Raw genomic sequence first — 25,592 nt, forward strand, 5'->3', positions numbered from 1 at the left:
CGAGACCTGTGGGGAAGCCTGTGCGTGAATACCTCCTGACGCTCTGCATCACGGCCGCGGTGACGTACCTGCTGACCGGGCCGGTGCGGAAGTTCGCGATCGTGGCCGGGGCGATGCCGGAGATCCGGGCACGTGACGTGCACCGGGAGCCCACACCGCGCCTCGGCGGGATCGCCATGTTCTTCGGGCTGTGCGCCGGGCTGCTGGTCGCGGACCACCTGACGAACCTCAACGAGGTCTTCGCGAACTCCAACGAGCCGCGGGCCCTGCTCTCCGGGGCGGCCCTGATCTGGCTGATCGGCGTCCTGGACGACAAGTTCGAGATCGACGCCCTGATCAAGCTCGGCGGGCAGATGATCGCCGCGGGCGTCATGGTCATGCAGGGTCTGACGATCCTGTGGCTGCCCATCCCCGGTGTCGGCTCGGTCTCGCTGACCCAGTGGCAGGGCACGCTGCTGACCGTCGCGCTGGTCGTGATCACCATCAACGCCGTGAACTTCGTCGACGGCCTCGACGGCCTGGCCGCCGGCATGGTGTGCATCGCGTCCGCCGCGTTCTTCATGTACGCCTACCGCATCTGGTACGGCTACGGACTGGAGTCCGCGGCGCCCGCGACGCTGTTCTCCGCGATCCTCATGGGCATGTGCCTCGGCTTCCTGCCGCACAACATCCATCCCGCCCGCATCTTCATGGGCGACTCGGGATCGATGCTCATCGGCCTGGTCCTCGCGGCCGGCGCCATCTCCATCACGGGCCAGATCGACCCCGACGCGATGAACCTGTTCGCCGGGTCCGAGAAGGAGGCCGTGCACCAGACGGTGCCCGTCTACATCCCGCTGCTGCTGCCGCTGACCATCATCGCCGTGCCGGCGGCCGACCTGGTGCTCGCCATCGTGCGGCGCACCTGGCGCGGACAGTCGCCGTTCGCGGCCGACCGCGGGCACCTGCACCACCGGCTGCTGGAGATCGGGCACTCGCACAGCCGGGCCGTCCTCATCATGTACTTCTGGTCGGCGCTGATCGCCTTCGGCGCCCTCGGCTACTCGGTGAACTCCGGGGCCATGTGGATCGTGCTGGGCATCGTGGCGCTCAGCGCGGTGGGCCTGGTCCTCCTCCTGCTGCCGCGCTTCACACCGCGCGCCCCGCGCTGGGCCGAGCACTTCGTGCCGCCGCGCTACCGGCGCCGCAGGGGCGCCCAGGCTCCGGCTGAGGCCGAGGCGTCCACCGCGTACGCGGCGGGCGGCGACGGGACGGGTGAGGGGCGGGACGACGGCACGGAGGCGGGGTCGGGCGAGGCCGCGCGGAGTGAGGAACACCGCACTCCGGTCGCCGTCGGCGTCTCCGGCGCCAACGGCGCGACCGCCGTGGGCCCCCGTTCACGCCTCCTGGAGGGCCGCGAGGCGGGCCAGTCGCGCTGACGCAGGTAAGGATTCGGCAAGGACCGGCGCGGGAGCCCCGCTCTTATACCAGCCCATTGCGCGACATTCCGTCCAACTGCCCGCGCAGACGCGCGCGTTCACTCTCATGTGTGACAGCCGGCACACCAACCAGGTAAAGACCTCATCAAATAGTTTGTGATACGGTTCACGAGACCCGGGGACGGAGCCGCAGGACCGCAGTGAGACGGTCCAACGGCGTGAGGTTCTCTCTCGACCCGGGACTACGCTCGTCCATGACGACACCCTGCCCCCTTCAGTAAGCGGAGTTGCCGCCATGCCCTCCAATGACGTCCGGATCCTTCTTCAGGCCGCCGTACCCACAGCTGCCGTCGGCGCACTCGCGGCCGTCGTCAGCGCAGTGGTCGCCGGGGGCGAAGGGGCGATCGGGGCGCTTGTGGCGACGCTGGTCGTGATCCTCTTCATGGGTATCGGGCTGTACGTTCTGCAGCGCACCGCGAAGTCGCTTCCGCACCTGTTCCAGGCGATGGGTCTGATGCTCTACACGGCACAGATCCTCCTGCTGTTCATCTTCGTCGCCGCCTTCAAGAACACGACGCTGTTCAACCCCAAGGCGTTCGCGATCACCCTGGTCGCCACCACGCTCGCGTGGATCGGCGCACAGGCGCGTGCCCACATGAAGGCCAAGATCCTTTACGTCGAACCCGACTCCTCGAAGGGCGACAAGCCCGAAAAGTCGGGGCACTCGTCGTGAGGGGTAGGGCCGGTATAAGGGCGCGTGGGAGATCCTGCTATCGTCCGGTGCCAACTGCGGCATCGCGGGCGCGGGCATCCGAGCTGACGCCTGTTCTAGCGCGAGGCTCAATGCCCTCTTGCCGCCCCCACATCCGTAACACCAGTCCAGTGCCGAACCGCGGCCGTGCGCCGCGCCGACACAACGAGGTTGCCGTACCCATGCGCCACGCTGAAGGAGCCCGCGGTGAGTGCTGACCCGACGCAGGTGCTCGCCTTCGAGACCGACTGCCACATCTTCGACGGCTGTGGCTTCCCGGCTCCCGGCCTGCACTCGTTCCTGTTCGAGCCCATCTGGGGCCACCAGGACGATGCCGTCTATTTCAACAAGACGATGCTGCTGGCGCTGCTCGGCTCCGTCATCATCATCGGTTTCTTCTGGGCCGCCTTCCGTAAGCCGCAGGTGGTCCCGGGCAAGCTGCAGATGGTGGCCGAGGCGGGCTACGACTTCATCCGACGCGGCATCGTGTACGAGACGATCGGAAAGAAGGAGGGCGAGAAGTACGTACCTCTCATCGTCTCGCTGTTCTTCTTCATCTGGATGATGAACCTCTGGTCGATCATCCCCGTCGCCCAGTTCCCGGTGACGTCGATCATCTCGTACCCGCTGGTCCTGGCCCTGATCGTCTACGTCCTGTGGGTCTCGCTGACCTTCAAGCGGCACGGATTCGTCGGCGCCTTCAAGAACTTCACGGGCTACAACAAGGAGCTCGGCGCGGTTCTTCCGCTCGCGATGGTCATCGAGTTCTTCTCGAACCTGCTGGTCCGTCCGTTCACCCACGCGGTGCGACTCTTCGCGAACATGTTCGCGGGCCACACGCTGCTGCTGCTCTTCACGATCGCCAGCTGGTACCTGCTCAACGGCATCGGCATCGCCTACGCAGGTGTCTCTTTCATCATGGTCATCGTGATGACGGCCTTCGAGCTCTTCGTTCAGGCCCTTCAGGCGTACGTCTTCGTCCTCCTGACCTGCACCTTCATCCAGGGCGCGCTCGCCGAGCACCACTGAGCACCGCCCCACAAAACCCCGCAGACGTCCGGTGGCCAACCCCCACCGGTCCTTGAAAGAGAAGGAAGAACTGGCATGTCCCAGACTCTCGCCGCTGTCACCGGTGACCTCAAGGCTCTCGGCTCCATCGGCTACGGTCTCGCCGCCATCGGCCCCGGCGTCGGCGTCGGCATCATCTTCGGCAACGGCACCCAGGCCCTGGCCCGCCAGCCCGAGGCCGCCGGCCTGATCCGCGCCAACCAGATCCTCGGCTTCGCCTTCTGTGAGGCGCTCGCCCTCATCGGTCTGGTCATGCCGTTCGTCTACGGCTCCTGATCTCTTCAGGCTGACGACCAGCAACCCAGACGAAAGGCAACGATATGAGCCAGCTGCTCATTCTGGCGGCCGCTGAGGGGGAGGCAGAGAACCCCCTCATCCCGCCGATCCCCGAGCTCGTCATCGGCCTGCTCGCCTTCGTCATCGTCTTCGGCTTCCTCGCCTGGAAGCTCCTCCCGAACATCAACAAGGTTCTGGAGCAGCGCCGCGAGGCCATCGAGGGCGGTATCGAAAAGGCCGAGGCCGCGCAGACCGAGGCCCAGAGCGTTCTTGAGCAGTACAAGGCTCAGCTCGCCGAGGCCCGTCACGAGGCCGCGCGCCTGCGCCAGGAGGCGCAGGAGCAGGGCGCCACGCTCATCGCCGAGATGCGCGCGGAAGGCCAGCGGCAGCGTGAGGAAATCATCGCCGCCGGTCACTCGCAGCTCGACGCCGACCGCAAGGCCGCCGCGTCCGCGCTGCGCCAGGACGTGGGCCAGCTGGCCACCGAACTGGCCGGCAAGCTCGTCGGTGAGTCCCTCGAGGACCACGCCCGGCAGAGCCGCACCATCGACCGGTTCCTCGACGACCTCGAGGAGAAGGCCGAGGCCACGCGATGAACGGAGCGAGCCGCGAGGCCCTGGCTGCCGCACGTGAGCGTCTCGACGCGCTGACGGACTCGACGTCCGTGGACGCGACGCAGCTCGCCGACGAGCTGGCCGCCGTCACCGCGCTGCTCGACCGCGAGGTGTCGCTGCGTCGGGTCCTCACCGACCCGGCGCAGGCCGCCGAGGGCAAGGCCGAGCTGGCCGGACGCCTTCTCGCCGGCCAGGTCGGCGGGACGACCGCGGACCTCGTGTCCGGTCTGGTGCGCTCGCGCTGGTCGCAGTCGCGTGACCTGGTGGACACCGTCGAGGAACTGGCGATCATCGCCGACCTCACGGCCGCCCAGCAGTCGAACGTGCTCGACGACGTGGAGGACGAGCTGTTCCGGTTCGGCCGCATCGTCGCGTCGAACACCGGGCTGCGGTCCGCGCTGACCGATCACGCCGCAGGTGCCGGACCCAAGAGCGAGCTGCTGCGCAGCCTGCTCGGCGGCCGGGCCGACGCCGTGACCGAGCGACTGGTCGCACGCCTTGTGACCGCGCCCCGGGGACGTAGCCTGGAAGCGGGACTCGAGTCCCTGTCCAAGCTCGCCGCCGAGCGTCGCAACCGCATGGTCGCCGTCGTCACCTCGGCGGTTCCGCTGAGCGACCCGCAGAAGCAGCGCCTGGGCGACGCCCTCGCGAAGCTCTACGGCCGTCCGATGCACCTCAACCTCGACGTGGACCCCGAGGTCCTCGGCGGGATCCGGGTGCAGGTCGGCGACGAGGTCATCAACGGTTCCATCGCGGACCGGCTGGAAGACGTCGCCCGCCGCATGGCGAGCTAGCAGTAATTCAATACGCGTTACCACGTAGTGCATACGGCCCTGGTTGGGCCGTGCAGAGGATTCCTGGGGGCTGACCCCAGACCCCCCAAGAAAACTTCGGGCCCAACAAGGAGAGCAGGGAACCCAGATGGCGGAGCTCACGATCCGGCCGGAGGAGATCCGGGATGCGCTGGAGAACTTTGTCCAGTCGTACAAGCCGGACGCGGCCTCGCGCGAGGAGGTCGGTACGGTCACCCTTGCCGGCGACGGCATCGCGAAGGTCGAGGGCCTTCCCTCGGCCATGGCCAACGAACTGCTGAAGTTCGAGGACGGCACCCTCGGCCTCGCGCTCAACCTGGAAGAGCGCGAGATCGGCGCCATCGTCCTCGGCGAGTTCAGCAACATCGAGGAGGGCCAGCCGGTCACCCGCACCGGTGAGGTCCTGTCCGTCGCCGTCGGCGAGGGCTACCTCGGCCGCGTTGTCGACCCGCTCGGCAACCCGATCGACGGCCTCGGCGAGATCGAGACGTCCGGCCGCCGCGCCCTCGAGCTGCAGGCCCCGGGCGTCATGGCCCGCAAGTCGGTGCACGAGCCGATGGAGACCGGCTACAAGGCCGTCGACGCGATGACCCCGATCGGCCGCGGCCAGCGTCAGCTGATCATCGGTGACCGCCAGACCGGCAAGACCGCCCTGGCCGTCGACACGATCATCAACCAGCGCGACAACTGGCGCACGGGCGACGTGAACAAGCAGGTCCGCTGCGTGTACGTCGCCATCGGCCAGAAGGGCTCGACCATCGCCTCCGTGCGTGGCGCCCTCGAAGAGGCCGGCGCGCTGGAGTACACGACCATCGTCGCCGCCCCGGCGTCCGACCCGGCCGGCTTCAAGTACCTGGCGCCGTACACCGGTTCGGCCATCGGCCAGCAGTGGATGTACGAGGGCAAGCACGTCCTCATCATCTTCGACGACCTGTCGAAGCAGGCCGACGCCTACCGCGCCGTGTCCCTGCTCCTGCGCCGCCCGCCGGGGCGCGAGGCCTACCCCGGTGACGTCTTCTACCTGCACTCCCGTCTGCTGGAGCGCTGCGCGAAGCTCTCCGACGAGCTGGGCGCGGGTTCGATGACCGGTCTGCCGATCGTCGAGACGAAGGCCAACGACGTCTCGGCGTTCATCCCGACCAACGTCATCTCCATCACCGACGGCCAGTGCTTCCTGGAGTCGGACCTCTTCAACGCCGGTCAGCGCCCCGCGCTGAACGTCGGTATCTCCGTCTCCCGAGTCGGTGGTTCCGCGCAGCACAAGGCGATGAAGCAGGTCTCCGGCCGACTGCGCGTGGACCTCGCCCAGTTCCGTGAGCTGGAGGCGTTCGCCGCCTTCGGTTCCGACCTGGACGCCGCGTCGAAGTCGCAGCTGGAGCGCGGTCAGCGCATGGTCGAGCTGCTCAAGCAGGCTCAGTACCAGCCGATGGCCACCGAGGACCAGGTCGTCTCCGTCTGGGCCGGCACCACCGGCAAGATGGACGACGTGCCGGTCAACGACATCCGCCGCTTCGAGAAGGAGCTCCTCGAGTACCTGCACCGCAAGGAGCAGGGCCTCATGACCTCCATCAAGGAGGGCGGCAAGATGTCCGACGACACCCTGCAGGCCATCGCCGACGCGATCGCGGACTTCAAGAAGCAGTTCGAGACGTCGGACGGCAAGCTGCTCGGCGAGGACACCCCTGCCGCTGCGGGCAAGTGACGACGGAAGGGACCTGACTCATGGGAGCGCAGCTCCGGGTCTACAAGCGTCGCATCAAATCCGTCACCGCGACCAAGAAGATCACCAAGGCGATGGAGATGATCGCCGCCTCGCGCGTCGTCAAGGCGCAGCGCAAGGTGGCGGCCTCCACGCCGTACGCGACCGAGCTCACGCGCGCGGTCACGGCGGTCGGCACGGGCTCCAACACCCAGCACCCGCTGACCACGGAGGCGGAGACGGCGACCCGTTCCGCGGTGCTGCTCCTCACGAGCGACCGCGGACTGGCCGGCGCCTTCAACTCCAACGCCATCAAGGCGGCGGAGCAGTTGACCGCCCGCCTGGAGGCGGAGGGCAAGGAGATCGACGTCTACATCGTCGGTCGCCGCGGTCTCGCCCACTACAACTTCCGTGAGCGCAAGGTCATGGAGTCGTGGTCGGGCTTCACCGACGAGCCCACGTACGCGGACGCGAAGAAGGTCGCCGTTCCGCTCATCGAGGCCATCGAGAAGGACACGGCGGACGGCGGAGTGGACGAACTCCACATCGTCTACACCGAGTTCGTCTCGATGATGACGCAGACGGCGGTCGACAGCCGCCTGCTGCCGCTCAGCCTCGACGAGGTGGCGGAGGAGCAGTCCAGCAAGGACGAGATCCTTCCGCTGTACGACTTCGAGCCGTCGGCGGAGGACGTCCTGGACGCCCTTCTGCCGCGGTACGTCGAGAGCCGTATCTACAACGCGCTGCTCCAGTCGGCTGCTTCCAAGCACGCCGCCACGCGCCGCGCGATGAAGTCGGCGACCGACAACGCGGGAGACCTGATCACTTCGCTCTCCCGACTTGCCAACGCGGCCCGCCAGGCCGAAATCACCCAGGAAATCAGCGAGATCGTCGGTGGCTCCGCAGCCCTCGCCGACGCGACCGCGGGGAGTGACAGGTAATGACGACGACAGTTGAGACGGCCGTTGCCACGGGCCGCGTCGCCCGGGTCATCGGCCCGGTCGTCGACGTGGAATTCCCCGTCGACGCGATGCCCGAGATCTACAACGCCCTTCACGTCGAGGTGGCCGACCCGGCCAACGCCGGCGAGAAGAAGACGCTGACCCTCGAGGTCGCCCAGCACCTGGGCGGCGGTCTGGTCCGCACCATCTCGATGCAGCCCACCGACGGTCTGGTCCGCCAGGCCGCGGTGACCGACACGGGTACGGGCATCAGCGTCCCGGTCGGCGACTTCACCAAGGGCAAGGTGTTCAACACCCTCGGTGAGGTGCTGAACGTCGACGAGTCCTACGACGGTGAGCGCTGGACGATCCACCGCAAGGCCCCGGCGTTCGACCAGCTCGAGTCGAAGACCGAGATGTTCGAGACGGGTCTGAAGGTCGTCGACCTCCTCACCCCGTACGTCAAGGGCGGCAAGATCGGTCTGTTCGGTGGTGCCGGTGTCGGCAAGACCGTGCTGATCCAGGAAATGATCATGCGTGTCGCCAACCTCCACGAGGGCGTCTCCGTCTTCGCGGGTGTCGGTGAGCGCACCCGTGAGGGCAACGACCTCATCGGGGAGATGGAGGAGTCCGGCGTTCTGGAGAAGACCGCGCTGGTCTTCGGCCAGATGGACGAGCCCCCGGGCACCCGTCTGCGCGTGGCCCTCGCCGGTCTGACCATGGCGGAGTACTTCCGCGATGTGCAGAAGCAGGACGTGCTGTTCTTCATCGACAACATCTTCCGCTTCACGCAGGCCGGTTCCGAGGTCTCCACGCTGCTCGGCCGCATGCCGTCCGCGGTGGGCTACCAGCCGAACCTCGCCGACGAGATGGGTCAGCTCCAGGAGCGGATCACCTCGACGCGTGGTCACTCGATCACGTCGATGCAGGCGATCTACGTCCCCGCGGACGACCTGACCGACCCGGCCCCGGCCACCACGTTCGCCCACCTCGACGCGACGACGGTTCTCTCCCGTCCGATCTCCGAGAAGGGCATCTACCCGGCCGTGGACCCGCTGGACTCCACGTCCCGCATCCTGGACCCGCGCTACATCGCGCAGGATCACTACGACGCCGCCATGCGCGTCAAGACGATCCTGCAGAAGTACAAGGACCTCCAGGACATCATCGCGATCCTCGGTATCGACGAGCTCGGCGAGGAGGACAAGCTCGTCGTCCACCGCGCCCGTCGCGTGGAGCGCTTCCTGTCCCAGAACACCCACGCCGCCAAGCAGTTCACCGGCGTGGACGGTTCGGACGTGCCGCTGGAGGAGTCGATCGCGGCGTTCAACGCGATCTGCGACGGCGAGTACGACCACTTCCCGGAGCAGGCGTTCTTCATGTGCGGTGGCCTGGAGGACCTCAAGGCCAACGCCAAGGAGCTCGGCGTCTCCTGAACCCCGTGTTCACGGTGAGGGGGCGGGTGCGTCCCGCCCCCTCGTCCACGCCTACTAGACTTTGACCCAACACCCGGCGGCAACGGCCGGGTGGTGACCCGAGGAGCCCACCTTGGCTGCTGAGCTGCACGTCGAGCTCGTCGCCGCGGACCGCAGTGTCTGGTCCGGCGAGGCCACCCTGGTCGTCGCGCGTACCACGTCCGGCGACATCGGCGTCATGCCCGGTCACCAGCCGCTTCTCGGTGTGCTGGAGTCGGGCCCGGTGACCATTCGTACGAGTGATGGTGGAACGGTCGTCGCCGCGGTGCACGGCGGTTTCATCTCGTTCGCCGACAACAAGCTGTCGCTGCTGGCCGAGATCGCCGAGCTGTCGGACGAGATCGACGTCCAGCGTGCGGAGCGGGCGCTCGAGCGCGCGAAGTCGGACGCGGACGCGTTCGCCGAGCGTCGTGCGGACGTCCGTCTGCGTGCGGTGGCGGCGCGCTGAACCCAGCGCGCCACAGGAAGTGACTCAGCCGCGGCCAGGACCGGAGAATTTTCCGGACCGGGTCGCGGCTGAGGCGATGCGGGTGCTTTTTTCCTTTCCGTTACCTAGGAGACGAGGAGGTCGGTGCCGATGGTCCTCGCTCTGACTGTGTGCGGTTCGGTAGTCGCCCTGGTGGTGGTCGGACTCTTCGTCTTCGGTCTGCGCCGCAGGGTGATCCAGCGCTCCGGAGGCACCTTCGACTGCAGCCTCCGGTGGAACGTCCCGGAGCAGGGCGACACCAGCGGAAAGGGCTGGGGCTACGGCATCGCCCGCTACAGCGGCGACCGCATCGAGTGGTTCCGCGTCTTCTCGTACGCCCTCCGCCCCCGCCGCGTCCTCGAGCGCTCGGCGATCGAGGTGGCCGGCCGGCGCGCGCCGGAGGGCGAGGAGGAACTCGCGCTGCTCTCCGACGCGATCATCCTCGCCTGCGTCCACCGCGGTACGCGGCTGGAACTGGCCATGAGCGAGGACGCGCTGACCGGCTTCCTCGCCTGGCTGGAGGCGGCACCGCCCGGCCAGCGGGTCAATGTGGCGTAGCCGTCCTCACCCGTCGCACGACTCTGCCCCCGGGCCTCAGGTCCGGGGGCAGAGTCGTGATCGCCGGTGGTGACCGGGTGGTGCCCGCGGGCTAGTTCAGTCCGCTGTTGATCGCTCCGACGAGTTCACCGTTGCCGGTGTCGCCGCTGAACTCCCAGAAGAACGCTCCGCCGAGGCCCTGGTTCTTGGCCCACGTCATCTTGCCCGCGATCGTCGCCGGGGTGTCGTAGGACCACCAGTTGCTGCCGCAGTGGGCGTAGGCCGTGCCGGCGATCGTGCCGGTGACCGGGCAGGAGTTCTTGAGGATCTTGTAGTCCTCGATGCCGGCCTCGTAGGTGCCGGGTGCCGCGCCGGTCGCCGAGCCGCCGGGGGCCGACTGGGTGACGCCGGTCCAGCCGCGGCCGTAGAAGCCGATGCCGAGCAGCAGCTTGGCGGACGGGACGCCCTGCGCCTTGAGCTTGGCGATCGCGTCGGCGGAGTTGAAGCCCGCCTGCGGGATGCCGGAGTACGACGTCAGCGGCGAGTGCGGGGCGGTCGGGCCCTGGGCCGCGAAGGCGCCGAAGTAGTCGTACGTCATCACGTTGTACCAGTCGAGGTACGCGGAGGCGCCGCCGTAGTCGGCCGCGTCGATCTTGCCGCCGTTGGAGCCGTCGGCGGTGATGGCCGCGGTGACCAGGTAGTTCGAGCCGAACTCGGTGCGCAGCGCCTGGGAGAGGTTCTTGAAGGCGGTGCGGCCGGAGGAGTCGCAGCTCAGGCCGCAGGCGTTCGGGTACTCCCAGTCGATGTCGATGCCGTCGAAGACGTCGGCCCAGCGCGGGTCCTCCACGACGGCCTTGCAGGACTTGGCGAAGGCGGTCGGGTTGGCCGCGGCCTGGGTGAAGCCGCCGGAGTAGGTCCAGCCGCCGAAGGAGTACAGCACCTTGATGTGCGGGTACTTGGCCTTGAGCTGGCGGAGCTGGTTGAAGTTGCCGCGCAGGGACTGGTCCCAGGTGTCGGCGGTGCCGCTGACGGACTGGTCGGCGGTGTAGGCCTTGTCGTAGGCGGCGTAGGTGTCGTCGACGACGCACTGGCCGTTCTTGACGTTGCCGAAGGCGTAGTTGATGTGCGTGATCTTCGACGCGGAGCCGGAGGTCACCAGGTTCTTGACGTGGTAGTTGCGGCCGTAGACGCCCCACTCGGTGAAGTAGCCGAGCTTGATCTTGTCGCCGGTGGGCGGCGGGTCGGTGGTGCCGCCGGTCGTGCGCACCGCGACGGCGCCGCTCGCGGGACCGGTCTGGTCGCCGGTGTCACGGGCCTGGACGGTGTAGGAGTACGAGGTGCCGGCGGTGAGACCGGTGTCGCTGTACGAGGTGCCCGTCACCGTGGCGACCTTGGCGCCGTCGCGCAGGACGTCGTAGTTCTTGACGCCCTTGTCGTCGGTGGCCGCGCTCCAGGCGAGCTTCACCGAGGTGTTGGTGATGTCGGACGCGGTCGGCTTGCCGGGGGCCGAGGGCGGGTTGTCGCCGGGCACGGTGCCGCCGTCACAACTGCCGCCGTTGAGCTTGCAGTTGGTGGGGGAGCCGGAACCGGCGCCGTTGAACCCGAAGGAGAGGGAGGCGCCCGGGGCGATGCTGCCGTTCCAGGACTTGTTCTTGGCGGTCCAGTGGGTGCCCGAGCTGGTGACGTCGGCGTCCCAGGCGGAGGTGACCGAGGTGCCCGAGGGGAAGTCCCACTCGACGGTCCAGGAGCTGATGGTCGTGGTGCCGGTGTTCTTGACGGTCCACTTGCCCTCGAAGCCGGTTCCCCAGTCCTGGGTCTTGGCGTACGTGGCGGTCGCCGACGTGGCGGCGGAGGCGGGGCTCGCGAGCCCGACCAGGGCGGCGAAGGGCAGCAGCAGGGTGGTGAGACCTGCCACGGCTCGTTGTCTGAGGCGCATCCGCGTCTCCTTGGGGGGAGTTTTATGAGGTGCGCAGGACAATAGAAAGGTCTGGACCATAGGTCAATAGGTCCAGACCACTGAGGCGGTGTCGTGAGCGCAGTTGTTACACGCCCAACTCCTGTGCCAGTACCGCTGCTTGGACCCGGCTGCGCAGCGAGAGCTTCCCCAGTAGGCGGCTGACGTGGGTCTTCACCGTCGCCTCCGCCATGTCGAGGCGTACACCGATCTCCGCGTTGGACAACCCCTTGCCGAGGCACGAGAGGACCTCGCGCTCGCGGCGTGTCAGCGCGTCGAGCACGGCCGGGTCCGCCGACGGCACGCGGTCGGACCGCGTCGCGAACTCGGCGATCAGCCGACGGGTTACGGCGGGCGAGATCAAGCCCTCGCCGCCCGCCACCGTCCGCACCGCGTCCAGCAGTTGACGGGCTTCGGTGTTCTTCAGCAGGAACCCCGACGCGCCCGCGCGCAGGGCCCCGAAGACGTAGTCGTCGTGGTCGAAGGTGGTCAGCACCAGCACGTCGGCCAGTCCCTCGCCGACCACCACGCGCGTTGCGGCGACACCGTCGAGCCGTGGCATCTGAATGTCCATCAGGACGACGTCGGGCCTCAACTCCCGTGCCAGTGCGACCGCCTGCTCGCCGTCCGCGGCCTCGCCGACCACCTCGACGTCGGGGGCGCTGCGCAGGATGAGGACCAGACCGGCGCGTACGGCGGACTGGTCCTCGGCGACGAGCACGCGGATCATTCGGACTCTCCTTCGGTGATCGGCAGGGTGGCGCGCACGGTCCAGGCCGGTCCGTCGGCGGACGGTTCGGGTCCGGCCGCGAACGTGCCGTGCAGCAGCGCCACACGCTCGCGCATCCCGACCAGTCCCGCGCCGGAGCCCGGCGCCCGCGGACCCTCGCCCCGGGCGCCCCCGTACGGGCTGCTCACCCGTACGTCGAGGGCGTGGTCGCGCCGCGCCAGACGGACGCGGACCCGGCCGGGGGAGGCGTGCTTGAGGGCGTTCGTGAGCGACTCCTGGACGATGCGGTAGGCGGCCAGCCCGACCGGGGCCGGCAGGGCCGTGTGCGCGTGCTGGAGGTCCACGTCGAGGCCGTTGGCCCGGGCCTGGTCCACGAGGGCGCCGAGCCCGTCGAGCGTCGGGGCGGCGGCGGGTTCCGTGTCGCCGCTGCTGTCGCGCAGGATGCCGATGAGCCGCCGCATCTCGGCCAGCCCCTCGACGCTGTTCTCGCGGATGACGCCGAGCGCCTCCTTGGACGTGTCCGGGTCGTCGAGGGAGAGCGCGGCCGTCGAGTGGATGGCGATCGCCGAGAGGTGGTTGGCGACCATGTCGTGCAACTCCCTCGCCATCCGCGAGCGTTCGGCGGTCACCGCCTGGGAGCGGTCGATCTCGGCGAGCAGGGCGGTCTGTTCGGCGCGCAGCCGGGCCGCCTCGGCGGCGTCGCGGTGGTTGCGGACCAGGGCGCCCGTCGCGGCCGGACCGAACGCCACGATGCCGGTGGCCACACCGACGAGCAGGGCCTGCGGTTCGCGCCACCAGATCAGGAAGCCGAGCGTCGTCGCCACGGTGACCAGTCCGGTGGTGACGGGGATGCGGCGGGCCGCGGCGGGGGTGCCGTACAGGACGGAGGCGTAGGCGAGGTCGGTGAACATCAGGATCGTCACCGCGTTGCCCGGGGTGAACTGGTCGGCGACCAGGGCGAGGGTTCCCACGCACAGCGCGGTCCGCGGCATCGTGCGGCGCACGAGCTCCAGGGCCGACATCACGACGAGCGGGATCAGTCCCCAGGCCGCCGGGAGCAGGCCGCCGCCCTGGGTGTGCAGTCCGAGGGTCCAGAACAGCAGCCCGCAGAGCAGCCCGCCGACGCCGAGGAACACGTCGAAGCGGTGGGGGCGGGGAAGCGTGCGGGCCATGGCTCCCATCCAACACGCGGCGCGCTCCCGGCGCCTGATGCCCGGGGAGGGTCCTCGGCTACATCGAAGGATGCAGTGCGGATTCGTCACCGGTGACGAGGCCCGCGGCCCGGTGTGCCGGGAGCCTGGAAGGGTGAACGAGAGGAGCGAGCCGTGATCGTCACGCTGATCGTCGTCTGCGAGGTCGGCTTCTGGGTGCTGCTGGCCGCCGGACTGGCCTTCCGCTACCTGTTCCGGATGCCGCGCACGGGCCTGGCCCTGCTGCTGTGCGAGCCGCTGCTGGAGGTCGTCCTGCTGGTGGTCACCGCGCTGGACCTGAAGGACGGCGCCGAGCCGAGCTGGAGGCACGGCCTGGCCGCCGTGTACATCGGCTTCACCGTCGGCCACGGCCACCGGACGGTGAAGTGGCTGGACGGCCACGCCGCCCACCGCCTGGCCGGCGCCCCGCGCCCGGCCGGACCGCCGAGGTACGGCATGGCCAGGGCCCGCCACGAGGGAAGGGTGTGGCTGGGCACGGTGGTGGCCGCCGCGGTCGCGACCGTGCTGCTCCGGCTCGCGATGTGGTACGTCGGCGACCCCGGCCGCACCGGCTCGCTGGAGAACTGGCAGTACGTGGCCTGGCGGGCGGCCGGCATCCACGGCCTGGTCGCCCTGACCTACGTGGTCCTGCCGAAGAAGGCGCCCGCGGACGTCCGGCCGGAGGAGCGGTCCCGGCCCCCGGCGAAGCTCTAGGCGACTCGGCGGGGTCCCGCCCCGGGCTGCTTCGATCGGGGAGCCGCCACCCGCCGCACCGGCCGTGGAGCGGAGCACTCCGTCACGATGGCGTGCGCCGCGCGTCCCGGGAGCACGTACCGCGCGCCACCGCGCCGCGGTTCCATGGGCCGCCGCCGCCGCCGCCGCGCTCGGTCGGGCCGTGCCGCGGTCCCACGCGCCCGGCGGCCGGTCGGGCCGTGCCGCGGTCCCACGCGCCCGGCGGCCGGTCGGGCCGTGCCGCGGTCCCACGCGCCCGGCGGCCGGGCCGGCCGTGCCGCGGTCCTACAGGGACTGAGGTCGGTGCGCAGGCGGGTCCCGTGGATCCGGGCCGATTCCGCCGGGCTGATGCGCGGGCCGCTCCGGCCGGCCCGGCCGGCAGTCCCGCCCGGCAGCGCAGTCCCGCCCGACCGCCACCCTGCCCACCCGACCGGCCGGCAGTCCGGCCCGGTGCGACCGGGCGGACTCGCAGTCCAACCGGGCTCGACCGGGCCCGACCGGCTTACCGGCCCCCCGGGCTCGATCGGGCTCGACCGGCATACCGGCCCCCCCGGCTCGACCGGGCTCGACCGGCCCACCGGCCCAACCTGGCCACCGGCCTCCCGGGCCCGACGGGGCCACCGGGGTCAACCCGCCCGCCGGGCTCCGCCGGACTCAACCGGCCCACCGGCCCACCGGGCTCGACCGGGCCGCCCGGACCTGGCCCATTCGGGCTCGACGGGGTCACCGGGCCCGGCCGGTCCGCCGGGACCTCGGCCCATTCGGGTCGGGACACTTTTCCGGGTCGGGACCCCCGACCGGGCCACCGGCCTCAACCGGCCCACGGGGCCAGACCGGCCCACGGGGCCAGACCGGCCCACGGGGCCAGACCGGCCCACCGGGACCTGGCCCATTCGGGCTCGACCGGCCCACCGGGCCAGACCGGCCCACCGGGACCTGGGCCCATTCGGTCCGGGAGATCTGTCCGGGGCGGGGCGCGCCCAAGCCCGAGGCACCCGTCCCGAGCCCGGGCCACCCGCCCCGAGCCCGGGCAACCCCCGTCGGCCCGGCACGGGCCGACGGTCGGCGGCTAGCGCTCGCCCCCCGGGACCCACAGCACGTCCCCGACCTCCTTGTTGGCCGTCCTGGCCAGGATGAACAGGAGGTCGGAGAGCCGGTTCAGATAGGTCGCCGTGAGCGGGTTCATGACCTCGCCGTGCGCCTCGAGGGCCGCCCAGGTCGAGCGCTCGGCCCGGCGGACCACCGTGCAGGCCTGGTGCAGCAGGGCCGCGCCCGCGGTGCCGCCGGGAAGGATGAAGGAGCGCAGCTTCTCCAGCCGCTCGTTGAAGCGGTCGCAGTCCGCCTCCAGCTTGTCCACGTAGAACTGCTCGACCCGCAGGGGCGGGAACTCGGGGTTCTCCGCCACCGGCGTGGAGAGGTCGGCCCCCACGTCGAACAGGTCGTTCTGGACGCGGACGAGGACCTCGACGACCTCCTCGTCGAGCCCGCCGAGGGCGATCGCGGTGCCGATGACTGCGTTCGCCTCGTTGGCGTCGGCGTACGCCGAGATCCGCAGATCCGTCTTGGCGGTGCGGCTCATGTCGCCGAGGGCGGTGGTGCCCCGGTCGCCGGTCCTGGTGTAGATGCGCGTCAGATTGACCATGCGACCAGCGTAGTTACGCCCCGGCCCGGACGAACACCCGTGTGCCCACCGTCACGGCGACCGCGGCGAGCCCGAGGGCCACCAGGGCGCCGTACAGCATGGAGCCGGTGGCGTAGGCGCCGACGTACGCGTCCCGCATCGCGTCGACGAGGTACCGGAACGGCACGGCGTGCGACAGGACGTCCAGCCAGCGCGGGCCCAGTGACATCGGCAGCATCAGGCCCGACAGCAGCATCGACGGCATGATCAGCGCGTTGACCGCCGGGCCGAACTCCTGCGGGGTGCGGACCCGCATGGCGGCCGCGTACGACAGTGAGGCCAGCGAGAGGGCCAGCAGCGCGACGAAGGCGAAGCCGGCCAGGATGCCCCAGATCGGCGCGCGCAGTCCCATGACCAGCGCGGCGACGACCAGCAGCACGCTCTGGACGACGAGGACGGCCGTGTCGCGCAGGACCCGGCCGAGGAGGAGGGCGAGCCGGCTCACGGGCGTGACGCGCATCCGCTCCACGATCCCGAGGTTCTTCTCGACGATGATCATGAATCCGGCGAACGCGGCTCCGAACAGGGCGAGTTGCAGCAGCAGGCCCGGAACGAGGATCTGCCAGGAGCTGCCCCGCCCGCCGAGCGGCAGACCGGTCAGCAGCGGTCCGAAGAACAACAGGTGCAGGAGGGGCATCAGCAGGCCGAGGAGCACGGCGAACCTGGAGCGCAGGGTCTGGCGGGCGTAGCGGCCGAAGACCAGCGCGGTGTCGTGGAGAAGCATCGGACTCCTATACGGATACGGGGGCGGAGCCGGCCGGAGCGGGCCCGCGGCCGGTGATGGCGAGGAACGTCTCCTGGAGCGTCGCGTCGATCGAGCCGCCGTGGCGGAGCTTGAGCGCTCCGGGAGTGCCCTCGGCCACCACCACGCCGCCGTCGACCACCACGAGCCGGTCGGCCAGCGCGTCCGCCTCGTCCAGGTAGTGCGTGGTGAGGAAGACGGTCGTGCCGTGCTCGTCGCGCAGCCGGCGCACGAGGTCCCACAGGTCGGCGCGGCTCGCCGGGTCGAGGCCCGTGGTGGGCTCGTCGAGGAACAGCACCTTCGGGCGGTGGGTGAGGCCGAGGGCGATGTCCAGGCGCCGCCGCTGCCCTCCGGAGAGCGTGGAGGTCCTCCGGTCGAGCAGCCCGGTCAGGCCCAGGTCCTCCGCCAGCTCCGCGGCCCGCCGTACCGCCTGATCCCTCGTCAGCCGGTAGAGGCGCCCCTGGGTGACCAGCTCCTCGCGCACCGGGACCTGGGGGTCGACACCGCCCGACTGCGCCACGTACCCGACGGCGCGGCGGACTCCCGCAGGATCGCCGACGAGGTCGTGGCCCGCGACGGTCGCCGCGCCGCCGGTGGGCCTGAGCAGGGTGGTGAGCATCCGGAGCGTGGTCGTCTTGCCCGCCCCGTTCGGGCCGAGGAAGCCGAGGATCTCGCCCTCGCGGACGGTGAGGTCGATGCCGCGCACCGCCTCGACGGGGCCGTTCCCGGTGCGGAAGGTACGGGCCAGACCGGCCGTACTGATGATTGCCATGCGCCCAGAAAAACAGAGTCACTTAAATTTTGCAACGCCACCAAAATTTCATCCATCTCAAGAAGTTGCCGTCCGTCCTACGATGAGGCCATGGCAGAAGGGCTCAGGGAGCGGAAGAAGCGCGAGACCAGGCAGCGCATCTCGGACATCGCCACGGGCCTGTTCCTGGAGCACGGGTTCGTCACGGTGACGATGGCCGAGGTCGCGGACGCCGCCGACGTCTCCGTGAACACCGTGTACAACTACTTCCCGGCCAAGGAGGACCTCTTCTTCGACCGGAGCAGGGGCATCGTCGACCGGCTCTCGCGCTGGGTGCGCGGCCGTCGCGCCGGGGAGTCGGCCGCCGCGGCCGTCCTGCGGGAGCTGCGCGGGGAGGTCGAGGCGGTCTCGCCGGGCGTCGGGCTGATGGAGGGGTACGACCGCTTCATGCGGGTCATCCACGACGCGCCCGCGCTCCGGTCCCGGCTGTGGAGCCTCCAGCAGGAGGTGCACGACGACCTGGAGGCGACCCTGCGCGGGGAGACGGGTGCCGCGCCCGACGACCCGGTGCCCGGCCTGATGGCCGGCCAGATCGGCTGGATCCACCAGACGGTCATGAGTGCCGTGGGCCGCGGGATGATGGCCGGCCGCAAACCGGGCGAAGTGTCCCGCGAGGTGCTCGTCCTGCTCGACGGGATGGAGGACCTTTTGAGCGAGAAGGTACTCAACTACGCCGTACGGGCGGCGGAATGAGCCGGTCGGTGTGATGTCCGTCAGATGAGACGTGACGCGCGTTACTTACCGGTCACACAGCCCCTGCCGACCGCTAGTGTCCGCCGGAAAGAAGACATCGGACAGTGTTGCAGGGGAGTCGGACAGTGGCACGGAAGCTTGCCGTCATCGGAGCCGGACTCATGGGTTCCGGAATTGCCCAGGTCTCCGCGCAGGCCGGCTGGGACGTCGTCCTGCGCGATGTCACCGACGCGGCGCTGACCCGTGGCACCGACGGCATCAAGGCCTCGTACGACAGGTTCGTGGGCAAGGGGAAGCTGGACGCCGGCGCGGCCGAGGAGGCGCTGGGCCGCATCACCACGACCACGGACCTGGACGCCGTCGCGGACGCCGACATCGTCGTCGAGGCGGTGTTCGAGAAGCTGGAGGTCAAGCACGAGATCTTCCGCACGCTCGACAGGCTGGTGAAGGACGAGACCGTGCTCGCCTCCAACACCTCCGCCATTCCGATCACCAAGATCGCGGCGGCCACCGAGCGCCCGGAGCGGGTCGTCGGCGTGCACTTCTTCTCGCCGGTCCCGATGATGCAGCTCTGCGAGCTGGTGCGCGGCTACAAGACGAGCGACGAGACGCTCGCCTCCGCCCGCTCCTTCGCCGAGTCGGTCGGCAAGACCTGCATCGTGGTCAACCGCGACGTGGCCGGCTTCGTGACCACCCGGCTCATCTCGGCGCTCGTCGTCGAGGCGGCCAAGTTGTACGAGTCCGGCGTGGCCAGCGCCGAGGACATCGACCTCGCGTGCAAGCTGGGCTTCGGTCATGCGATGGGACCGCTCGCCACCGCCGATCTGACGGGCGTCGACATCCTCCTGCACGCGACCGGCAACATCTACACCGAGTCCCAGGACGAGAAGTTCGCGCCGCCGGAGCTGATGCGCCGGATGGTTGACGCCGGTGACATCGGGCGCAAGAGCGGGCAGGGCTTCTACACGTACTGACTCTGCGGTGATCCCGGACCGGTCACTCCTCAGGGTGAATTCGGTATCGGTTCGCTTACAGAGGGCAACTTCTGCCCCGGTACGGCAGTCAGTCCTGACGACACAGGGCACGACGAAGACGCTGAGTTCGACACGCACTCTCGGGGAGCGCATATGTACATCAGGGGCGACCACGCCGAGCTGGTCGTCGGGGGCCGCCTCGACGTCCGCAGCGCGGCGGACGCCCGTACGGTCCTGCACTCGGCCGTCGACGACGGAGTCGACGATCTTGTGCTGGACCTGTCAGAGCTGGACTCCTGGGACGCCACCGGACTCGGTGTCATCATGGGGGCCCACCGGAGGGCGGGGCGGTGCGGACGACGGCTTGTGCTGCGCGGCGTCCCGCCGCAGATGCAGCGCCTCCTCGTCGCCACGCGGCTCCACCGCATCCTCGCGATCGAAGGCGGCATCGGGGTCGAATCGCTGCCCCGCGTATGACCCCGCGTCACTGTCGCAAACGGTGAAGATCGGGTAGGAAGCGGCGTACGAAACGCACCTCGCGCACAATCCTCACGAAGCTGTGACGTCTCGGGCGGCGCGGTACCCCGTGTGTTCGTAGATACTGTGCGAAGGTTTAGGGTTCGGCTGCCCGCCCATGAAGAACCCGCGAGCGGGCGCCGGACCAGAAGCGACAGCGCAGTGTGCGGCAAGGCCGGGAGGGGCTCGGCACACGACGCTTTTGGGGGGCTTGGACCTATGGACCCGACGAACACGGGACCCGATGAGTACGGCCACGACGACCAGGGGCCGCGACAGCGTCCGCCGCGCGACGCCCTGACGCCGGATTTCGGTCAGCACACACCCGCACTGGCCCGCACCGTCCAGCTCGTGTCGGGCGACCACCTGCTCACCGTCAATCCCGTCGACGGCAGCGAGATCGAACTCTGCCCGCCCGGCGAACTGCCGCCGCGGCCCGCGAAGCGCGGCGCGGCGGACCGCGCCGAGGACGCCCGCGCCGCCCGGCCGCCGGTACCGCCCGGGCCCGCACAGACCAGACTTCCCCTCCTGGAGCGCCAGGAGGAACGCGAGCGGCTCGTACGGCTGCTGGCGCGCGGACGTTCCGTACGGCTCACCGGCCCCTCCGGCTCGGGCCGCAGCGTGCTCCTCGACGCCGTCGCCGACGACTGCGCGGAGCTGGCTCCCGACGGAGTCGTCCGCCTCAGCGGCTACGGCCGCACGGCCGACGACCTGCTCCACGACCTCTTCGCCGCCGTTTACGACGCGCCGCTGCACCGGCCCGAACGGGACGAGCTGCTCACCCTCGTCCACGAGGTCGGCGCGGTCGTCGTCGTGGACGACGTCGAGTTCGGCGGCGGCGCGCTGGAGGACCTGCTCGACGCGACCCCCGAGTGCGCCTTCCTGGTCTCCGCCACCCCCGACATCCCCGCCCCCGTCGCCGACTCGCTCCTGGAGGAGGTCTTCCTCGGCGGCCTCGGCCGGGGCGGCGGCCTCGAACTGCTGGAGCGCGCCGTCGGCCGCGTCCTGACCGAGGACGAGGCGAACTGGGCGGGCGACCTCTGGTTCGAGTCCGAGGGGCTGCCCCTGCGGTTCGTGCAGGCCGGAGCCCTGCTGCGGCAGCGCGACCAGCTGCGCGCCGACCCGAACGCCTTCGACGAGTTCGGCTACTACGAGGACGCGCCCGTGGACGCGCCCTTCGACGCCGAGGACGGGCACGACGTACCGCTGCCCTCGCTCGCCGAGGGCGCCGCGCCCGCCGCGCTGCTCGCGTCCCGGCTCAGCGAGTCGGCCCGCGCCACACTGCGCTTCGCCGTGGCCCTGGGCGGCGAGGTGCCGCACCAGGCGCACCTGCCGGCCCTCGTCGGGGACACGCACGCCGACGCGGCGCTCGCGGAACTGCTCGGCTGCGCGCTCGTCACCCCCGTCGGCGCCCACTTCCGGCTCGCGACCGGCGTGCTGACCCAGTTGGAGACCGCCGGGTACGCCGACGAGGCCGAGGCCAACGCGCGCGCCGCCGCCGAGCACTACGCGTGGTGGACCGGGCATCCCTCGGTCACCCCGGAGCGCGTCTGCGCCGAGGCGGACGCCGTGCTCGCCGCCCTCGCCGTCCTGGTGCCGGCCACCGTGCCGCCGCAGGAGGACGAGGAGAGCGCCATCGCCGTGCGGCTGGCCCGCACCGCCGCGCCCGCGTTCGCCGCGGGACTGCACTGGAGCGCCTGGGAGCGGGCGCTGCGGTCGGGCGCCGAGGCGGCCACGCTCTCCGGCGAGGTCTCGGATCAAGCCTATTTCCACCACGAGTTGGGCATCCTCGCGGTCTGCGTCGGGCAGTTCGACCGGGCCCGCGCCGAGCTGGAGGCCTCCATCGGGCTGCGCGGCGCCCTGGCCGAGAAGCGCGGCACCGTGGCGGGCCGGCGAGCCCTCGCACTGGTCGCCGACCGCACCGGGACCACCCCCGCGGCCGGCATCGGCCCGACGGCGGGCGAGGAACTGTCCGACGCCCGGCACGAGGAGTCCGCGTCGCCCCCGGGCGGCGTACCGGCCGCGTTCCCCGCGGTGTCCTCGCTCCAGCAGCCCGGCGAACCCGCCACCCTGCTCACGAACAGGACCGGGGCCGCCGCCGCGGCGAAGGGCGGACGCGTCAAGGGCCTCGTCACCGGCACCCGGCGCAATCTGGTGGCCGCCGGCGCGGGCGCGCTCCTCGCCGCCGTGCTCGGCACGGTGGTGACGCTCGGCGCGACCTCCAACCCCGACGACCGGACGCCCTCGGAGAAGGTCGGCGTGAATCCGTCGGCCAGCGCGGACGACGAGGGCAGCGACCTCGGCGCCGACCGGCCCAAGAAGGGCGACTCGGACTCGACGAGCCGCCCGACCGACCCGGGTGACGACGGAGTCCTCGGCACCTCCGACGACCCGGAGCCGAGCGGGAGCGCCGAGCCCTCGGACGAGCCGAGCGGGTCGAAGGAGCCGAGCCCGAGCAAGTCCTCGCCGAAGCCGTCGGCGAGCACGAAGCCGCCGACCTCGCCGAAGCCGCCGACCAGCCCGTCGTCGACGCCCAGCGCCACGCCGTCGGAGACGGAGACCGGGCCGACCGAGGAGCCGAGCGGGAGTCCGACCACGCCCGAGACCTCCGACTCGGCCGGCGGCCCCGAGTCCAGCCCGGCGCAGGGCACCAGCTCCGCCAGCAGCACGGCGGACCCGGGCGGGACGCCGGTGATCTGAGCCGCGTACGGCACGGCAGTGGGCCGGGACCCGTCGAACGGGTCCCGGCCCACTGCCGTGCCCTGCCGGGCGGCGTCCCGGCGGTCAGAACAGCCGCAGCTTGTCGTCCTCGATGCCGCGCAGCGCGTTGTAGTCCAGGACCGCGCAGCCGATGCCCCGGTCCGTGGCGAGGACCCGGGCCTGCGGCTTGATCTCCTGGGCCGCGAAGATGCCGCGGACCGGCGCGAGGTGCGGGTCGCGGTTCAACAGCTCCAGGTAGCGGGTGAGTTGCTCCACGCCGTCGATCTCGCCACGCCGCTTGATCTCCACGGCCACGGTCTTCCCGTCGGCGTCGCGGCACAGGATGTCGACGGGGCCGATGGCCGTCATGTACTCGCGGCGGATCAGCGAGTAGCCCTCGCCGAGGGTCTCGATGCGGTCGGCCAGCAGTTCCTGGAGGTGCGCCTCCACCCCGTCCTTGATCAGACCGGGGTCCACGCCGAGTTCGTGGGAGGAGTCGTGGAGGACCTCCTCCATGGTGATGATGAGCTTCTCGCCCGCCTTGTTGACGACGGTCCAGACGCCCGCGTCGTCCCCCGAACCCTCCTTCAGGGTGCAGGGCGGCGACATCCAGTTGAGGGGCTTGTAGGCCCGGTCGTCCGCGTGGATCGAGACGCTGCCGTCCGCCTTCACCAGGATGAGGCGGGGGGCCGACGGGAGATGGGCGGTGAGCCGGCCCGCGTAGTCAACGGAGCAACGGGCAATGACGAGACGCATGGTCGGCAACGCTACTCGACCGGCGCCGGTCCACGCGATTCTCCCCCCGATCTCCCTCCGGGACCGCCGACGGGAGCGGAATCAGGCCGTCCCTGTTACCCGGGTCGGGTCCTGCTCGAATGTGGCTGGTTGTGTGCACGTTGAGTCTTCCCTGTGTTCCCAATGTCCTGGTGCGGCCACGAGCAGTTGCCTACCGTATAAACGGGAGGTCGCGACACGTGTACTGAGCGTGGTCGACGTCGCGGTCTCCTTCCCTGTCCGTCAACCCCCTCCACCGAGGGGGTGCGAGAGGAGAACCCATGTCGCTGGACGTCTCACCGGCCCTACTCGAAAAGGCCGAGCGAGGCGAGGTCGACGAAGCGGAATTCGTCGACTGCGTCCGGACTTCCCTGCCCTACGCATGGGAGATGATCAGCTCCCTGGTGGCCCAGCTGAAGGTGGACGGCGGCCAGTTCGCCGACAACCAGACGCCCCCGCCGGACGAGCAGGCGCGTGGCCAGCTGCTTCGTGCGCTCGCGAGCGACGCGATACGCGGTGCGCTGCAGCGGCACTTCGGGGTGCGGCTGGCCTTCCAGAACTGCCACCGGGTGGCGGTGTTCCCGCTGGACGACGCGGTGGACGGCAGCCTGGCCCGCTTCACCTCGGTGCGCAGTCAGCTGCTGAACCAGTCGCCGGAGTTCCGGGACTGCTGAGGCGGCGGTATCGCACAGCTTGCCGCTCCGTACGCGGGAGGTGCTTTTGTACCGGGGCGGCAAGCTCCCCGTGAACCGGTCCGGTCGGGCAAGGACGTGACCGCTCCCGACGGGACCGGGACCTTCCCCGGCCGGACGCGCGCCCTTCGTGATCGGACGCGCGATCGTCCGGTGACCGGGGCCGCGCCCGCCGGCCGGTCCGTCCGGTCCGGGCGCGGCCCCGGTTCAGCACAGCCGCGGCAGTACCTCGCCACCGAGCCGCCGTACGTTCTCCTCGGTCGCCGCGAGGTCGCCCGAGCCCTCCGTCAGCAGTGCGAAGCGCGTGATCCCGGTGCGCTCGGAGGTCGCCGCGAGGCGGTCGGCGCAGAGGCGGGGCGTGCCCACCGGGTGGAGCCCGCAGAGCAGTTCCGTGTAGGCCACCGGGTCCCGCATCGAACGCGCGCGGCCGTCGACCGTCACATGGGCGTCCAGCCCCTGCTTCAGCCAGCCCGGCATCGCCTTCAGGAGCGTCTCGACCGCGTCCGTGCGCCGGTCCGCGATCTGCGCGACGCCGGCGGAGACGTGGGGCGCCCCGGAGACCTCCTCGGGCGTGAAGCCCGCGGCGCGCGCCTGTGTGCGCCACAGCGCGACCATCTCCGCCTTCTCCTCGTCGCCGACGTGCATGCCGAGCAGCATCGGCAGCCCGCGCGCGGCCGCGAGCCGCACGCTCGCGGGCGAGGTGCAGGCGACCACGACCTCGGGTCCCGCGCCGCCCGTGAGGGCCTCCGACGGCCGGGGCACGACGGGGACTTCGCGGAAGGCGAAGCGCTCGGAGGCGCCCGCGACGACGGGGTCGCGCAGCCACCGCACCAGCAGGTCGAGCGATTCCGGGAACCCGGTCTCGTAGGCCTCCAGGCCCGCTCCGAAGACCTCCAGGTCGACCCACGGGCCACCGCGGCCGACGCCGAGCGAGAAGCGCCCGCCCGACGTCACGTGCAGCAGCGCCGCCTGCTCCCCGAGCGCCACCGGGTGCACCGTGGGCAGCACGCTGACCGCGGTGCCGACCCGGATCCTGCGGGTGCGCCCCAGCAGCAGCGCGGCGAGCGTCACGGCCGACGGGCAGGTCCCGTACGGCACGAAATGGTGCTCGGCCAGCCAGACGGCGTCGAGCCCCGCCTCCTCCGCGACCTCCGCCGACCGCACCGCGCGGTGCAGGGCCTCCCCCTGGCCCTGTCCCGGGAACTGGGCCGCCAGTACAAAACTTCCTACGCGCATCGCACTCCTGCCTCCTTGGCGCCGACGCGGCTCCCCCAATCCGCATAACTGTCTGACACGTGCCAAAGACACGGCTTGGCAGGGAGATTGGCGGATTGTCTGCAGAACGG

General features: G+C 70.5%; 25 protein-coding genes. 17 read left to right on the top strand and 8 right to left on the bottom strand.

The genetic code is table 11. From position 1 onward, the window contains the following. Positions 1-20: 20 nt before the first annotated feature. The 11 genes from IE265_RS02845 (at position 21) to IE265_RS02895 (ending at position 10,078) form a co-directional block, all read left to right on the top strand. Entirely contained in the window at positions 21-1,418 is a 1,398-nt protein-coding gene (locus tag IE265_RS02845; protein WP_190033643.1) for an MraY family glycosyltransferase, read from the top strand. A 295-nt stretch (positions 1,419-1,713) separates the two neighbouring features. After that, positions 1,714-2,151 (top strand): Cg1360 family ATP-synthase-associated protein, encoded by a 438-nt coding sequence (locus IE265_RS02850; protein ID WP_190033644.1) that lies wholly within the window; start codon positions 1,714-1,716, stop codon positions 2,149-2,151. A 210-nt stretch (positions 2,152-2,361) separates the two neighbouring features. Then, positions 2,362-3,198 carry a F0F1 ATP synthase subunit A gene (atpB, locus tag IE265_RS02855; RefSeq protein WP_190033766.1) on the top strand — a complete coding sequence of 279 codons (837 nt, stop codon included), beginning with the start codon at positions 2,362-2,364 and terminating at the stop codon, positions 3,196-3,198. A gap of 75 nt (positions 3,199-3,273) precedes the next feature. After that, the gene (locus IE265_RS02860) at positions 3,274-3,513 is read left to right on the top strand and encodes an ATP synthase subunit C-like protein (protein ID WP_005311859.1); all 240 of its coding nucleotides are present in this window, start codon (positions 3,274-3,276) and stop codon (positions 3,511-3,513) included. A gap of 44 nt (positions 3,514-3,557) precedes the next feature. Beyond that, positions 3,558-4,109: a F0F1 ATP synthase subunit B gene (locus tag IE265_RS02865; protein WP_190033645.1), complete on the top strand. Its 552-nt coding sequence runs from the start codon at positions 3,558-3,560 to the stop codon at positions 4,107-4,109. Then, entirely contained in the window at positions 4,106-4,921 is an 816-nt protein-coding gene (locus tag IE265_RS02870; RefSeq protein WP_190033646.1) for a F0F1 ATP synthase subunit delta, read from the top strand. The genes IE265_RS02865 and IE265_RS02870 overlap by 4 nt, the downstream gene beginning before the upstream one ends. A gap of 127 nt (positions 4,922-5,048) precedes the next feature. After that, the gene (atpA, locus tag IE265_RS02875) at positions 5,049-6,641 is read left to right on the top strand and encodes a F0F1 ATP synthase subunit alpha (RefSeq protein WP_190033647.1); all 1,593 of its coding nucleotides are present in this window, start codon (positions 5,049-5,051) and stop codon (positions 6,639-6,641) included. 20 nt (positions 6,642-6,661) lie between these two features. Beyond that, complete coding sequence (locus tag IE265_RS02880) at positions 6,662-7,579, top strand: F0F1 ATP synthase subunit gamma (protein WP_190033648.1); 918 nt, start codon at positions 6,662-6,664, stop codon at positions 7,577-7,579. After that, positions 7,579-9,015 carry a F0F1 ATP synthase subunit beta gene (atpD, locus tag IE265_RS02885; RefSeq protein WP_190033649.1) on the top strand — a complete coding sequence of 479 codons (1,437 nt, stop codon included), beginning with the start codon at positions 7,579-7,581 and terminating at the stop codon, positions 9,013-9,015. The genes IE265_RS02880 and atpD overlap by 1 nt, the downstream gene beginning before the upstream one ends. Before the next feature lie 112 nt (positions 9,016-9,127). After that, complete coding sequence (locus IE265_RS02890) at positions 9,128-9,502, top strand: F0F1 ATP synthase subunit epsilon (RefSeq protein ID WP_190033650.1); 375 nt, start codon at positions 9,128-9,130, stop codon at positions 9,500-9,502. Positions 9,503-9,631: 129 nt separating this feature from the next. Then, entirely contained in the window at positions 9,632-10,078 is a 447-nt protein-coding gene (locus IE265_RS02895; protein WP_190033651.1) for a DUF2550 domain-containing protein, read from the top strand. A 91-nt stretch (positions 10,079-10,169) separates the two neighbouring features. Here IE265_RS02895 and IE265_RS02900 read toward each other — a convergent pair whose 3' ends face one another. From IE265_RS02900 to IE265_RS02910, 3 genes are all read right to left on the bottom strand, one after another. Next, the gene (locus IE265_RS02900) at positions 10,170-11,993 is read right to left on the bottom strand and encodes a glycoside hydrolase family 18 chitinase (RefSeq protein ID WP_190033652.1); all 1,824 of its coding nucleotides are present in this window, start codon (positions 11,991-11,993) and stop codon (positions 10,170-10,172) included. A 106-nt stretch (positions 11,994-12,099) separates the two neighbouring features. Then, a complete protein-coding gene (locus IE265_RS02905; protein ID WP_190033653.1) occupies positions 12,100-12,741 on the bottom strand; it encodes a response regulator in 642 nt (213 codons plus the stop codon). Then, positions 12,738-13,913 (bottom strand): sensor histidine kinase, encoded by a 1,176-nt coding sequence (locus IE265_RS02910; RefSeq protein WP_190033654.1) that lies wholly within the window; start codon positions 13,911-13,913, stop codon positions 12,738-12,740. Before IE265_RS02910 ends, IE265_RS02905 begins: the two co-directional genes overlap by 4 nt. Positions 13,914-14,066: 153 nt before the next feature. Here IE265_RS02910 and IE265_RS02915 point away from each other — a divergent pair, with 153 nt between their 5' ends. Next, positions 14,067-14,645, top strand: coding sequence for a hypothetical protein (locus IE265_RS02915; protein WP_190033655.1), 579 nt, complete (start codon positions 14,067-14,069; stop codon positions 14,643-14,645). Positions 14,646-15,732: 1,087 nt separating this feature from the next. On the opposite strand, the gene IE265_RS02920 is transcribed toward IE265_RS02915, so the two are convergent. Genes IE265_RS02920 through IE265_RS02930 form a run of 3 tightly spaced genes read right to left on the bottom strand, consistent with a single transcriptional unit; the run spans position 15,733 to position 17,858 of the window. Next, entirely contained in the window at positions 15,733-16,305 is a 573-nt protein-coding gene (locus tag IE265_RS02920) for a cob(I)yrinic acid a,c-diamide adenosyltransferase (protein ID WP_190033656.1), read from the bottom strand. Positions 16,306-16,318: 13 nt separating this feature from the next. Beyond that, positions 16,319-17,068 (bottom strand): ABC transporter permease, encoded by a 750-nt coding sequence (locus tag IE265_RS02925; protein ID WP_190033657.1) that lies wholly within the window; start codon positions 17,066-17,068, stop codon positions 16,319-16,321. A 7-nt stretch (positions 17,069-17,075) separates the two neighbouring features. Then, positions 17,076-17,858, bottom strand: coding sequence for an ATP-binding cassette domain-containing protein (locus IE265_RS02930; RefSeq protein ID WP_190033658.1), 783 nt, complete (start codon positions 17,856-17,858; stop codon positions 17,076-17,078). A 90-nt stretch (positions 17,859-17,948) separates the two neighbouring features. Between IE265_RS02930 and IE265_RS02935 the strand changes: the two genes are divergently transcribed. The 4 genes from IE265_RS02935 to IE265_RS02950 all read left to right on the top strand — a co-directional run bounded on the left by IE265_RS02935 (position 17,949) and on the right by IE265_RS02950 (position 22,780). After that, positions 17,949-18,590 carry a TetR/AcrR family transcriptional regulator gene (locus tag IE265_RS02935; RefSeq protein WP_190033659.1) on the top strand — a complete coding sequence of 214 codons (642 nt, stop codon included), beginning with the start codon at positions 17,949-17,951 and terminating at the stop codon, positions 18,588-18,590. 125 nt (positions 18,591-18,715) lie between these two features. Further along, positions 18,716-19,564: a 3-hydroxyacyl-CoA dehydrogenase family protein gene (locus IE265_RS02940; protein ID WP_190033660.1), complete on the top strand. Its 849-nt coding sequence runs from the start codon at positions 18,716-18,718 to the stop codon at positions 19,562-19,564. Between the two features lie 153 nt (positions 19,565-19,717). Then, complete coding sequence (locus IE265_RS02945; RefSeq protein ID WP_190033661.1) at positions 19,718-20,041, top strand: STAS domain-containing protein; 324 nt, start codon at positions 19,718-19,720, stop codon at positions 20,039-20,041. Positions 20,042-20,299: 258 nt separating this feature from the next. Continuing rightward, complete coding sequence (locus IE265_RS02950) at positions 20,300-22,780, top strand: ATP-binding protein (protein WP_190033662.1); 2,481 nt, start codon at positions 20,300-20,302, stop codon at positions 22,778-22,780. Positions 22,781-22,864: 84 nt separating this feature from the next. Here the strand turns inward: IE265_RS02950 and nucS are convergent, their stop codons facing one another. Beyond that, positions 22,865-23,536 (bottom strand): endonuclease NucS, encoded by a 672-nt coding sequence (nucS, locus tag IE265_RS02955; RefSeq protein ID WP_190033663.1) that lies wholly within the window; start codon positions 23,534-23,536, stop codon positions 22,865-22,867. A gap of 299 nt (positions 23,537-23,835) precedes the next feature. Between nucS and IE265_RS02960 the strand changes: the two genes are divergently transcribed. After that, on the top strand, positions 23,836-24,228 hold the full coding sequence (locus IE265_RS02960; protein ID WP_190033664.1) for an SCO5389 family protein: 393 nt from the start codon (positions 23,836-23,838) through the stop codon (positions 24,226-24,228). 225 nt (positions 24,229-24,453) lie between these two features. Here IE265_RS02960 and IE265_RS02965 read toward each other — a convergent pair whose 3' ends face one another. After that, the gene (locus tag IE265_RS02965) at positions 24,454-25,482 is read right to left on the bottom strand and encodes an LLM class flavin-dependent oxidoreductase (RefSeq protein ID WP_190033665.1); all 1,029 of its coding nucleotides are present in this window, start codon (positions 25,480-25,482) and stop codon (positions 24,454-24,456) included. Positions 25,483-25,592 lie beyond the last annotated feature (110 nt).

It is taken from the genome of Streptomyces fructofermentans, assembly GCF_014651055.1.
In the GTDB taxonomy this organism is placed as follows: domain Bacteria; phylum Actinomycetota; class Actinomycetes; order Streptomycetales; family Streptomycetaceae; genus Streptomyces; species Streptomyces fructofermentans.